Source organism: Ectopseudomonas guguanensis (assembly GCF_900104265.1).
GTDB lineage: Bacteria > Pseudomonadota > Gammaproteobacteria > Pseudomonadales > Pseudomonadaceae > Aquipseudomonas > Aquipseudomonas guguanensis.
The window spans coordinates 215755-227852 of record NZ_FNJJ01000007.1 but is presented as its reverse complement, the minus strand read 5'-3'; the positions used below and the strand labels follow the sequence as shown (position 1 = coordinate 227852).

Sequence of the window (12098 nt, the reverse complement as noted above, 5' to 3'; positions counted from 1 at the left end):
GCGGTCAGGCCAGTGGCCCGTTGAGTAGCGGCACGAAGCGCACCGCGTCGAGCACATGACGGGAGAAACCATCCTCTTCACGCACGATCAGCAGCAACTGCTGCACATCGCCGCTGCCGACCGGGATGACCAGACGCCCGCCGGGCGCGAGTTGATCGAGCAGGGCCTGCGGCACCTGTGCGGCAGCAGCCGTGACGATGATGCCGTTGTAGGGGCCGAGCGCATTCCAGCCTTCCCAACCATCTCCCCAGCGAAAGACCACGTTGCGCAGGCTGAGTTCGGCCAGGCGCTCCTTGGCGCGGTCCTGCAGCACCTGAATGCGTTCGACCGAGAACACCCGCTCCACCAGCTGCGCCAGCACGGCGGTCTGGTAGCCGGAGCCGGTGCCGATCTCCAGCACCTTGTCCAGCGGGCCGGCGGCCAGCAACAGCTCGGTCATGCGCCCGACCATGTAGGGCTGGGAGATGGTCTGGTTATGGCCGATGGGCAGCGCGGTATCTTCATAGGCGCGGTGCGCCAGTGCCTCGTCGACGAACAGATGGCGCGGCGTACGGCGGATCACTTCCAGCACCCGCGCGTTGGACAGCCCTTCCTCGTAGAGACGCTGGATCAATCGTTCACGGGTGCGCTGCGAGGTCATGCCGATCCCGCGGCGCTGCATGTCATCCTGGCCACGCATCAGAAGATGCCCTCCAACCAGCCATCCATAGTTTCGAGAGCCTCATTGAACGTGCGATCGAGCCGTAGCGGCGTGATCGATACATAGCCTTGCATCACGGCATGGAAATCGGTGCCCTGGCTGCCGTCCTCGACATCGCCGGCGGCGGCGACCCAGTAGCCTTCCTTGCCGCGCGGGTTGACCACCTTGACCGGCGCTGCTGCGCGCGCGCGGTGGCCCAGACGAGTCAGCTGCACGCCACGGATATGCTCCAGCGGCAGGTTCGGCACGTTGACGTTGAGCACGGTGCGCAGCGGCAAGTCGAGGCGCTCGTGCGCTTCGACCAGCTTGCGGGCGAAATAGGCGGCGGTCGGCAGATTGTCGGGAAGACGCGAGAGCAGCGAAAAGGCGAACGCCGGCCTGCTCAGGAAGCGGCCTTCCAGCGCCGCAGCGACGGTACCGGAATAGAGCACGTCATCGCCCAGATTGGCGCCCAGGTTGATGCCGGAGACGACCATGTCCGGCGTCTGCTCGAGCAGGCCGTTGAGCCCCAGGTGCACGCAATCGGTGGGCGTGCCGTTGAGGCTGATGTAACCGTTGGTCAGGGCCATCGGATGCAGCGGACGGTCGAGGGTCAGCGCACTGCTGGCACCGCTCCTGTCTTCGGCAGGGGCGATCACCACGCACTCGGCGTAGTCGGCCAGCGCCTGGTGCAACGCGGCGATACCGGGCGCGTTCACCCCGTCGTCGTTGGAAATCAGAATTCGCATGGAGTATCCGTCTGCCCTGCTGGCACCAGATCGAGCAATTCGCGCACCACCACGGTGGCGAAACACCCGGCCGGCAGGACGAATGCAAGTTGCAGAATATCGGGCTCGGGATAATGCCATGACAGGCCGCCGATGGGGAGGCGCAGAATTCGCCGTTCGTGCGCCATGTCCGCCTTGGCCAGCCATTGCACCAGTTGCGCAGCCTCATCGGCCACCGTTTGCTCCAACTGCCGGGTAGCGCCGTCGGTCGGCAGCACGCCGTCGCCCCACAGCGGCCCGGTGGGATGCAGGTCGAGAATGGCCAGGCGCGGGTCATGGCATTCGGCCTCGCCCGCCATGAAGAAACTGCGACTGCCGGTAAAGGCCAGCAGGTCGCCGATCTGTGCCTGGTTCCAGGTGCCGGCGGCCACGCGCCTGGCCAGTACCTGGTTGAACAGGTGACTGCGCGCCGCCGAGAGCAGGCGCGAGCGCAGGTTGCGCTGCACCGGAAGTTCCTGGCGCGTGGCAAAGTCACGGGCCTGCACGACGTTGCTGCCATCGAAACCGAAGCGCTGCAGGCCGAAGTAGTTGGGCACGCCCTGCTCGGCGATGCGCTGCAGACGCGCCTCCAACGCTTCACGATCCGCTTCGAGGGCCGTCAGGCGCAGGGTGAAACCGTTGGCGGCATGGGCGCCACGCTGCAGCTTGCGGTTGTGCCGCTGGCTGCACAGGATGGCCAGGTCGTCGCCCTGTGCGGCGGCAAGATCGGGATCGGCCTTGCCCGGCAGGTGCAGGCTGAACCACTGGCGGGTCAGCGCCTGACGATCCTTGAGCCCGGCGTAGCTGACCGCCTTGAGCGGCAGGCCGGCAGCACGGGCGATGCGCCGCGCCGCTTCCTCGGTATTCAGACCGCGTTTTTCCACCCACAGCCACAGGTGCTCGCCCTGCCCCGTGAGCGGGATGTCCAGTACTTCGTCGACCTGAAAGTCCTCGGCCGTGGCCTTGAGCACGGCGCGCCCGCAGGCCTCGCCATGGGCGCGCGGCCCCAGCAGCTGCAGCTCGTTCATGCCTTGACCAGCAAGGCCACGGCGTGCACCGCGATACCTTCCTCGCGCCCGGTGAAGCCCAGCTTCTCGGTGGTCGTAGCCTTGACGTTGACCTGATCCAGCTCGATGCCAAGATCTTCCGCGATGCGCTCGCGCATGCTCTGGATATGCGGCGCCATCTTCGGCGCCTGGGCGATGATCGTGGCGTCGACATTGCCCACCGCGTAGCCCTTGCCCTGCACCAGGCTCATCACATGGCGCAGCAGTGCGCGGCTGTCGGCGCCCTTGAAGGTCGGATCGGTATCGGGGAAATGTTTGCCGATATCGCCCAGCGCCACCGCACCGAGCAGGGCATCGCTCAGCGCGTGCAGCAGCACGTCACCGTCGGAGTGAGCGACAAGACCGAACTTATGGGGAATCCGTACGCCGCCGAGGGTGATGAAATCGCCTTCGCCGAAACGATGTACGTCATAGCCATGACCGATACGCATAAAGAACAACGCCCTGAAAAAGTCAGGGCGTGATTCTAACCGCATTGCCTCGTAGCCCGGATGAAATCCGGGAAATTCGCACCCCCGGATTTCATCCGCGCTACACCGGGTGTTGCTGTGGGGTGCGCCGTGCGCACCGAGCGCTGGAGTTCCCCCCGGTGCGCACAGCGCACCCTACGCCAACGCTCCGGCATGATGACGCAGGTGATCGTCGATAAAACTGGCGATGAAGTAGTAGCTGTGGTCATAGCCCGGCTGCATGCGCAGGGTCAGCGGATGACCGGCGGCCTTGGCGGCAGCCTGCAATGCCTGGGGCTTGAGCTGGCCTTCGAGGAAGTCGTCGCGATCACCCTGATCGACCAGGATCGGCAGTTTCTCGCTGGCTTCGGCGATCAGCACGCTGGCATCCCACTCGCGCCAGCGCGAACGCTCCTCGCCCAGGTACAGGGAAAAGGCCTTCTCGCCCCAGGGGCAGTTCATCGGGTTGCTGATCGGCGAGAACGCCGATACCGACTGATAACGCCCCGGGTTCTTCAGCGCGCAGATCAATGCGCCGTGGCCGCCCATGGAATGGCCAGCGATACCACGCTTGTCCGAAACCGGGAAATTGGCCTCGATCAATGCCGGCAGTTCCTGCACCACGTAGTCGTACATGCGGTAGTGACGCGCGAAGGGCTCCTGGGTGGCATTGACGTAGAAACCTGCGCCGAGACCGAAGTCATAGGCACCATTGGCGTCGTCGGCCACGCCCTCGCCGCGCGGGCTGGTGTCCGGCGCGACGATGATCAGCCCCAGCTCGGCCGCCATGCGCTGGGCGCCGGCCTTCTGCATGAAGTTCTCGTCGGTGCAGGTCAGGCCGCTCAGCCAGTACAGCACCGGCAGCTTGGCGCCCTGCTCGGCCTGCGGCGGCAGGTAGACGGCGAACACCATGTCGCAGTTGAGGCTGCTGGAGCGATGGCGATAGCGCTTGTGCCAGCCGCCAAAGCTCTTGTTGCTGGAAACGATTTCGAGGGTCATGACCACTCCGTAGGGTGCGCCGTGCGCACCAGGATTAGCGGTGCGCACAGCCTCGGCGGCCCCGCGCACCCTACGAAAGAATCCGCACGACCATCAGCCGTGCGGCGCATCATCAGAAATGAATGACGGTACGGATGCTCTTGCCCTCGTGCATCAGCTCGAAGGCTTCGTTGATCTCGTCCAGCCCCATGTTGTGAGTGATGAAGGTGTCCAGCGGGATCTCGCCCTTCTGCGACTTCTCGACATAGCTGGGCAGCTCGCTGCGGCCCTTGACCCCGCCGAAGGCACTGCCACGCCAGACGCGACCGGTAACCAGCTGGAACGGACGGGTGCTGATCTCGGCACCGGCCGGCGCCACGCCGATGATGGTCGACTCGCCCCAACCCTTGTGGCAGCACTCCAGCGCAGCGCGCATCAGTTGCACGTTGCCGATGCACTCGAAGCTGTAATCGACGCCACCGTCGGTCATCTCGACGATGACTTCCTGAATGGGCTTGCTGTGCTCCTTCGGGTTGACGAAGTCGGTGATGCCCAGCTCGCGGGCCACGGCCTCCTTGGCCGGGTTGATGTCGATACCGATGATGCGCGAGGCCTTGGCCATCTTGGCGCCGATGATCGCCGCCAGGCCGATGCCACCCAGGCCGAAGATGGCCACGGTGGAACCCTCGGTGACCTTGGCGGTGTTGAGCACGGCACCGATACCGGTGGTCACGCCGCAACCGAGCAGGCACACCTTGTCCAGCGGAGCGTCCTTGGGGATAACCGCAACCGAGACTTCCGGCAGTACGGTGTACTCGGAGAAGGTCGAGCAGCCCATGTAGTGGTAGATCGGCTCGCCGTTGTAGCTGAAACGGGTGGTGCCGTCCGGCATCAGACCCTTGCCCTGGGTGGCACGCACCGAGCTGCACAGGTTGGTTTTCTGCGATTTGCAGAATTTGCACTCGCCGCATTCGGCGGTGTACAGCGGGATCACGTGGTCGCCGACCTTCACCGAAGTCACGCCCTCGCCCACCGCCTCGACGATGCCACCACCCTCGTGGCCCAGCACGCAGGGGAATACGCCTTCGGAGTCCTGCCCGGACAGGGTGTAGGCGTCGGTATGGCAGACGCCGGTGGCGACGATGCGCACCAGCACCTCACCGGCCTTCGGCGGCTCGACATCGATCTCGACGATCTTCAGCGGCTCGTTGGGCGCGAAAGCGACGGCAGCACGGGACTTGATCATGAAAGCTCTCCTGAGCGTTGCGAAAGTGCCGAGCAGTCTAGAACAAGACAAGGCAGAGATAATTCAACGGATATCAAAACATTATTGCCACACAGGGATAATATGCCCTTCCGTACAACGACACCGGAGCAAGCATGAGTCGCTGGGAAGGACTCGACGAATTCGTCGCCGTCGCAGAATGCGGCCAGTTCAGCGCCGCTGCCGAGCGCCTGGGGCTGTCCACCTCGCAGGTCAGCCGCCAGGTGGCGCGCCTGGAGGATCGCCTGCAAAGCCGCCTGTTCTATCGCAGCACGCGCCGCGTAGCCCTGACCGAGGCCGGCCAGTTGTTCCTGCAACACTGCCAGCGCCTGCAGGATGCCCGCGAGGAAGCCTTGCGTGCGATCGGCGACCTCGGGGCGGAGCCCAAGGGGCTGCTGCGCATGACTTGCGCGGTGGCCTATGGCGAGCGCTTCATCGTGCCGCTGGTCAACGACTTCATGGCGCGGCATCCGCAGCTGCGCGTGGAGATCGAACTGTCCAACCGCCAGCTCGACCTGCTGCACGAAGGTCTGGACCTGGCCATACGCCTGGGTCGCCTGCAGGACTCGCGCCTGATGGCCGCACGCCTGGCGCCTCGGGAAATGTACCTGTGCGCCGCGCCCGAATACCTGCAGCGTTATGGCCGACCACACTCGCTGTCAGAGCTGGCCCGACACAACTGCCTGATCGGCAGCAGCGATCACTGGAGCTTCGTCGATAACGGCCGGGAGACGCAGGTGCGGGTGCAGGGCAACTGGCGCTGCAACAGTGGCCAGGCGGTACTGGATGCGGCATTGCGTGGCTTCGGCCTATGCCAGCTACCCGATTACTACGTGCTGGAGCATCTGGCCAGCGGCGCGCTGGTATCCCTGCTGCAACAACACCGTCCGCCGAATACGGCGGTCTGGGCACTCTACCCACAGCAACGGCATCTCTCGCCGAAAGTGCGTCAACTGGTCGACCACCTCAAGGCGGGCTTGAGCGAGCGCATCGAGTACCGCCCGCAACAGAATGTCACAGCCAACGGTTGAACCGCGGGGTATCAGCGAGGCCATACTGAAAGCAGGACTCTTTCAGCGGCTGACGCCGCTTCCACCCTGGCAACAGAAGGAAAGCCTCATGCAAGTCATGGTCAACAGCGATAACCACATCCACGGTTCTGCCGCCCTGGAAGACCGAGTACGCGGCCGCGTAACCGACAAACTCAAGCGTTTCGAGGATCACCTGACCCGCATCGAAGTGCATTTCAACGATGAGAACAGCCACAAGAGCGGCGGCCAGGACAAGCGCTGCCAACTGGAGGCTCGCCTCAAGGGTCGAGACCCGGTCTCGGTCAGCCATAACGCCGATCAGTTGGAGCAGGCTCTGGAGGGTGCCATCGACAAGCTCGGCACGGTGCTGGAGCGTAATATCGAAAAGCAGCGTCCCAACTGATTTCAGCGCTGCCGGTCGCGCTCGATCCAGGCCTGGCGTAACCAGGCCAGGTCCTCGGGGCGGGTGATCTTGAGATTATCCGCCCGCCCCTCCACTAGCCGCGATGATTGCCCGCACCACTCCAGCGCGGAGGCCTCGTCGGTGATTGGCACGCCGGCCGCCAGCGCGCTGCGCAGCGCCTGGCTCAGCGCCGCAAGGCGAAACATCTGCGGTGTATAGGCCTGCCAGATCTTGCTGCGATCGACGGTTTGCGCCACCCGCCCATCCGCGCCGGCACGCTTGAGGGTGTCGCGCACCGGCACCGCCAGCAGGCCGCCGACCGGGTCGTCTGCCAGAACGGCCAGCAACCGCTGCAGATCTTCGCGCGCCAGATTCGGCCGCGCGGCATCGTGCACCAGCACCCAGTCTTGCTCACCCGCGCCGGCAGCCTGCAACGCATCGAGCCCCGCCAGCACCGAGTCGGCGCGCTCACGCCCGCCTGGCGCGCGCCTCACCCGCGGATCACTGGCCAAGGCCAGTTGCGGCCAGTAAGGATCGTCCACAGCCAGGCACACCACGGCGCCCAACAGGTCGGGATGATCGAGAAAACAGTCGAGGGTGTGTTCGATAATGCAGCGCCCGGCGACTTGCAGGTACTGCTTGGGCCGGTCGGCGGCCATTCGCGCACCGACGCCGGCGGCCGGAACCACCAGCCAGAATTTCGTGCTCATTCGGTCAGCAGATAGAGGGTTTCGCCCTCTTTGAGCATGCCCAGCTCATGACGCGCCCGCTCTTCCACGGTTTCCATGCCGCGCTTGAGTTCCATCACCTCGGCCTCGAGGATGCGATTGCGCTCCAGCAGGCGCTCGTTCTCGCCCTGCTGCTCGGCGATCTGTTGCTGCAGACGGCTGGCCGCAGCCAGGCTGCCATCGCCTATCCACAGTCGATACTGCAGACCGGCCAGCAAAAGGATCAGCACGATGAACAGCCAATACGGACTACGCATGGAGCGGCTCGCAGATTGAGTCATCGGCATGGTAGGGGCTGCGTTCATGCTTGAAAAGAAGCCGACTGATGAGTGACATGGGGTTTCGGTACCTGCATCCGTGCAATGGTTCCCAAGGATCGACGAAGCGTCCACGAAAAAGGCCATGCTCGCAATCGCGCAGCCTTTGTGGGAGCGGCTTCAGCCGCGAAAATTCGCGGATAAATCCGCTCCTACATGCCGCACCAGCGCTAAGCCACCACAAAAAAGGGCGACTTGCGTCGCCCTTTTCTACCACGCAGTAATCAGCCGCGGAACTCGGCACGGCCCTTGTATGGCGCCTTACCGCCCAGCTGCTCTTCGATGCGCAGCAGTTGGTTGTACTTGGAAACGCGGTCGGAACGGCACAGCGAACCGGTCTTGATCTGACCCGCGGCAGTACCCACGGCCAGGTCGGCGATGGTGCTGTCTTCGGTTTCGCCGCTGCGATGCGAGATCACCGCGGTGAAGCCGGCGGCCTTGGCCATCTGGATGGCTTCCAGGGTCTCGGTCAGCGAGCCGATCTGATTGAACTTGATCAGGATCGAGTTGCCGATCTTCTCGTCGATGCCGCGCTTGAGAATTTTGGTATTCGTTACAAACAGGTCGTCGCCAACCAGCTGCACCTTGGCGCCGATCTTGTCGGTCAGGACTTTCCAGCCAGCCCAGTCGGACTCGTCCATGCCGTCTTCGATGGAGATGATCGGGTAGCGCTGGGTCAGGCCAGCCAGGTAGTCGGCGAAACCGGCGGCGTCGAATACCTTGCCCTCGCCTTCCAGGTCGTACTTGCCGTCCTTGAAGAATTCGCTGGAAGCGCAGTCCAGCGCCAGGGTCACATCGTCACCCAGCTTGTAGCCGGCGTTGGCCACGGCCTCGGCGATGGCGGCCAGGGCGTCTTCGTTGGAGGCCAGGTTCGGCGCGAAGCCGCCTTCGTCACCCACGGCAGTGTTCAGGCCACGGGCCTTCAGTACGGCTTTGAGGTGATGGAAGATTTCGGCGCCCATGCGCAGGGCATCGGCGAAATTCTTGGCGCCGACCGGCTGGACCATGAATTCCTGGATGTCGACGTTGTTATCGGCATGCTCGCCGCCGTTGATGATGTTCATCATCGGCACCGGCATGGAGTAGACGCCCGGGGTGCCGTTCAGATCGGCGATGTGCGCGTACAGCGGCACGCCCTTGGCCTGGGCAGCGGCCTTGGCGGCAGCCAGGGACACGGCGAGGATGGCGTTGGCGCCCAGCTTGGCCTTGTTCTCGGTACCATCGAGCTCGATCATCGCGCGGTCCAGCGCCTGCTGATCGGTCGCGTCCTTGCCCAGCAGCAGGTCGCGAATCGGGCCGTTGATGTTGGCGACGGCTTTCAGCACGCCCTTGCCCAGGTAACGGCTCTTGTCGCCGTCACGCAGCTCCAGCGCCTCGCGCGAGCCGGTGGAGGCGCCGGACGGAGCGCACGCGCTGCCGACAATGCCACCTTCCAGAATTACATCGGCTTCCACGGTGGGGTTGCCACGGGAGTCGAGAACCTCACGACCCTTGATGTCGACGATCTTTGCCATTGTTGTTAACGCTCCAAAGGTTGACGATTAAGAACCGGCTAAAAGTCTGCTGCGCGTCGGGCTTGCTGCGTTAAAAACAGGCTCGGAATGCTCATTTACTTCAGTAAACTCCGCTTCCTCGCCTGTTTTCGCCTTGCATTCCTCTAGCTCGCCAGCCTTTTAGCCGGCTCTCACAGCAGCAGCAGGCTGCGTTGGGCCGCCGCTACCCGAGGGTAGATCGACGGCTCACTCTGACTCACGGGTCAGGGGGATTTTTCTCGGGCGGCACTTTACCGGATTGCGTCGGCTTCAGGCAGTCTCGATTGGCGGAAAACTCTTCACCAGATCGTCAAGCTGCTTGAGCTGGCTGAGGAACGGCTCCAGCTTGTTCAGGCGCAGGGCGCACGGGCCATCGCACTTGGCGTTTTCCGGGTCCGGATGCGCTTCGAGGAACAGACCGGCCAGACCCTGGCTCATGCCGGCCTTGGCCAGGTCGGTGACCTGGGCACGACGACCACCAGCGGAGTCGGCGCGACCACCCGGCATCTGCAGGGCGTGGGTCACGTCGAAGAACACCGGGTACTCGAACTGCTTCATGATGCCGAAGCCGAGCATGTCCACCACCAGGTTGTTGTAACCGAAGGAGGAACCGCGCTCGCAGAGGATCAGCTGATCGTTACCGGCCTCTTCGCACTTGGTGAGGATGTGCTTCATTTCCTGCGGGGCGAGGAACTGCGCCTTCTTGATGTTGATCACCGCACCGGTCTTGGCCATGGCCACCACCAGATCGGTCTGCCGCGAGAGGAAGGCCGGCAGCTGGATGATGTCGCACACTTCGGCCACGGCCGCGGCCTGATGCGGCTCGTGCACGTCGGTGATCACCGGCACGTCGAAGGTCTTCTTCACCTCTTCGAAGATCTTCATGCCCTCTTCCAGGCCCGGGCCGCGGAAGGAGGTGATGGAGGAACGGTTGGCCTTGTCGAAGCTGGCCTTGAACACGTAGGGGATGCCGAGCTTCTCGGTCACACGCACGTATTCCTCGCAGGCCTGCATGGCCAGGTCGCGCGACTCGAGCACGTTGATGCCGCCGAACAGCACGAACGGCTTGTCGTTGGCGATCTCGATATCGCGAACCTTGATGATCTTCTGCGCCATGGGTCAGACCTTCTTCGCTTTCTGCGCCAGCGCGGCGTTGACGAAACCGCTGAACAGCGGATGACCGTCACGCGGCGTGGAGGTGAATTCAGGGTGGAACTGGCAGGCGACGAACCAGGGGTGGTTCGGCGCCTCGACCACTTCGACCAGCGCGCCATCGCCGGAACGACCGGTGATCTTCAGACCAGCCTCGGTCAGCTGCGGCAGCAGGTTGTTGTTCACTTCGTAACGGTGACGGTGACGCTCGACGATCACATCCTTGCCATAGCAGGCGTGTACCAGCGAGCCCGGCTGCAGCTGGCAGTCCTGCGCCCCCAGGCGCATGGTACCGCCCAGGTCGGAGTTCTCGCTGCGCTGCTCGACGCTGCCTGCAGCGTCCTGCCATTCGGTGATCAGGCCGACCACCGGGTGCTGGCTGGCCATGTCGAACTCGGTGGAGTTGGCATCGGTCCAGCCCACCACGTTACGTGCGTATTCGATGACCGCGACCTGCATGCCGAGGCAGATGCCCAAGTAAGGGATCTTGTTCTCGCGCGCGTACTGTACGGTCTTGATCTTGCCTTCCACGCCGCGCAGACCGAAGCCGCCCGGTACCAGGATGGCATCGGCGCCTTCGAGCAGGCCGGTGCCCTGGTTCTCGATGTCTTCGGAATCGATATAACGCAGGTTGACCTTGGTGCGGTTCTGGATGCCGGCGTGGCTCATCGCTTCGATCAGCGACTTGTACGCATCGAGCAGCTCCATGTACTTGCCGACCATGGCGATGGTGACTTCCTTTTCCGGGTGGAGCTTGGCGTCGACCACACGATCCCACTCGGACAGGTCGGCACCGCCGCACTCCAGACCGAAACGCTCGACGACGAAGTCATCCAGCCCCTGAGCGTGCAGCACGCCCGGAATCTTGTAGATGGTGTCGACGTCTTCCAGGCTGATCACCGCACGCTCTTCGACGTTGGTGAACAGGGCGATCTTGCGGCGCGAGGACACGTCGATCGGGTGGTCGGAGCGGCACACCAGCACATCCGGCTGCAGGCCGATGGAGCGCAGCTCCTTGACCGAATGCTGGGTCGGCTTGGTCTTGGTCTCGCCGGCGGTGGCGATGTAAGGCACCAGGGTCAGGTGCATCAGCATGGCGCGCTTGGCGCCCACTTCCACGCGCAGCTGGCGGATGGCTTCGAGAAACGGCTGCGACTCGATGTCGCCAACGGTGCCGCCGATTTCCACCAGGGCCACGTCGGCATCGCCGGCGCCCTTGATGATGCGACGCTTGATTTCGTCGGTGATGTGCGGAATCACCTGGATGGTCGCGCCAAGGTAGTCACCACGGCGCTCCTTGCGCAGCACGTCTTCGTACACGCGGCCGGTGGTGAAGTTGTTGCTCTTGGTCATCGTGGTGCGGATGAAGCGCTCGTAATGACCCAGATCGAGGTCGGTCTCGGCGCCGTCGTGGGTGACGAACACCTCACCGTGCTGGAACGGGCTCATGGTGCCCGGATCGACGTTGATGTAAGGGTCCAGCTTGAGCATGGTGACCTTCAGGCCCCGCGCCTCCAGGATGGCCGCCAGTGAAGCCGAGGCGATGCCTTTCCCCAATGAAGAAACAACACCACCCGTGACGAAGATGTAGCGCGTCATGAAAAACCCTAGAAGTCTGCGTTTAAGCGGTCAGTGCCGCCGGGGAAAGCGAAGGAGCGCCATCGACAACACAATGGCAAGCTCGCCAAGCTCCCTGAGGGAGTCGGCAAAAGCTGTAGTAAGACGGGAGCG

Annotated in this window: 13 protein-coding genes; 2 read left to right on the top strand and 11 right to left on the bottom strand. The window is 63.7% G+C overall.

Annotated features, from left to right (window positions below; translation table 11 throughout):
- Nucleotides 1–4: 4 nt before the first annotated feature.
- The 6 genes from BLS61_RS12435 to BLS61_RS12410 all read right to left on the bottom strand — a co-directional run bounded on the left by BLS61_RS12435 (nucleotide 5) and on the right by BLS61_RS12410 (nucleotide 5186).
- Nucleotides 5–679: a protein-L-isoaspartate(D-aspartate) O-methyltransferase gene (locus BLS61_RS12435; RefSeq protein WP_090431259.1), complete on the bottom strand. Its 675-nt coding sequence runs from the start codon at nucleotides 677–679 to the stop codon at nucleotides 5–7.
- Nucleotides 679–1428, bottom strand: coding sequence for a 5'/3'-nucleotidase SurE (surE, locus tag BLS61_RS12430; RefSeq protein WP_090431257.1), 750 nt, complete (start codon nucleotides 1426–1428; stop codon nucleotides 679–681). Before surE ends, BLS61_RS12435 begins: the two co-directional genes overlap by 1 nt.
- Nucleotides 1416–2474, bottom strand: a complete 1059-nt coding sequence (gene truD / locus BLS61_RS12425; protein WP_090431256.1) for a tRNA pseudouridine(13) synthase TruD — start codon at nucleotides 2472–2474, stop codon at nucleotides 1416–1418. The genes surE and truD overlap by 13 nt, the downstream gene beginning before the upstream one ends.
- A complete protein-coding gene (ispF, locus tag BLS61_RS12420) occupies nucleotides 2471–2944 on the bottom strand; it encodes a 2-C-methyl-D-erythritol 2,4-cyclodiphosphate synthase (RefSeq protein ID WP_090431254.1) in 474 nt (157 codons plus the stop codon). Before ispF ends, truD begins: the two co-directional genes overlap by 4 nt.
- A 174-nt stretch (nucleotides 2945–3118) precedes the next feature.
- A complete protein-coding gene (gene fghA, locus BLS61_RS12415) occupies nucleotides 3119–3961 on the bottom strand; it encodes an S-formylglutathione hydrolase (RefSeq protein ID WP_090431252.1) in 843 nt (280 codons plus the stop codon).
- A gap of 112 nt (nucleotides 3962–4073) precedes the next feature.
- Entirely contained in the window at nucleotides 4074–5186 is a 1113-nt protein-coding gene (locus BLS61_RS12410; protein WP_024308891.1) for an S-(hydroxymethyl)glutathione dehydrogenase/class III alcohol dehydrogenase, read from the bottom strand.
- 134 nt (nucleotides 5187–5320) lie between these two features.
- On the opposite strand from BLS61_RS12410, the gene BLS61_RS12405 reads away from it, so the two are divergent.
- Nucleotides 5321–6235: a LysR substrate-binding domain-containing protein gene (locus BLS61_RS12405; protein ID WP_090431249.1), complete on the top strand. Its 915-nt coding sequence runs from the start codon at nucleotides 5321–5323 to the stop codon at nucleotides 6233–6235.
- 88 nt (nucleotides 6236–6323) lie between these two features.
- Nucleotides 6324–6638 carry an HPF/RaiA family ribosome-associated protein gene (locus BLS61_RS12400; RefSeq protein ID WP_090431247.1) on the top strand — a complete coding sequence of 105 codons (315 nt, stop codon included), beginning with the start codon at nucleotides 6324–6326 and terminating at the stop codon, nucleotides 6636–6638.
- A 2-nt stretch (nucleotides 6639–6640) separates the two neighbouring features.
- Here the strand turns inward: BLS61_RS12400 and ispD are convergent, their stop codons facing one another.
- The 5 genes from ispD to pyrG all read right to left on the bottom strand — a co-directional run bounded on the left by ispD (nucleotide 6641) and on the right by pyrG (nucleotide 11966).
- The gene (gene ispD / locus BLS61_RS12395; RefSeq protein WP_090431246.1) at nucleotides 6641–7348 is read right to left on the bottom strand and encodes a 2-C-methyl-D-erythritol 4-phosphate cytidylyltransferase; all 708 of its coding nucleotides are present in this window, start codon (nucleotides 7346–7348) and stop codon (nucleotides 6641–6643) included.
- On the bottom strand, nucleotides 7345–7623 hold the full coding sequence (locus BLS61_RS12390; RefSeq protein WP_003244235.1) for a septum formation initiator family protein: 279 nt from the start codon (nucleotides 7621–7623) through the stop codon (nucleotides 7345–7347). Before BLS61_RS12390 ends, ispD begins: the two co-directional genes overlap by 4 nt.
- 284 nt (nucleotides 7624–7907) lie before the next feature.
- Nucleotides 7908–9197: a phosphopyruvate hydratase gene (gene eno / locus BLS61_RS12385; protein ID WP_003244233.1), complete on the bottom strand. Its 1290-nt coding sequence runs from the start codon at nucleotides 9195–9197 to the stop codon at nucleotides 7908–7910.
- Between the two features lie 288 nt (nucleotides 9198–9485).
- Entirely contained in the window at nucleotides 9486–10331 is an 846-nt protein-coding gene (gene kdsA / locus BLS61_RS12380) for a 3-deoxy-8-phosphooctulonate synthase (protein WP_090431244.1), read from the bottom strand.
- Between the two features lie 3 nt (nucleotides 10332–10334).
- Complete coding sequence (gene pyrG, locus BLS61_RS12375; protein WP_090431242.1) at nucleotides 10335–11966, bottom strand: CTP synthase; 1632 nt, start codon at nucleotides 11964–11966, stop codon at nucleotides 10335–10337.
- Nucleotides 11967–12098 lie beyond the last annotated feature (132 nt).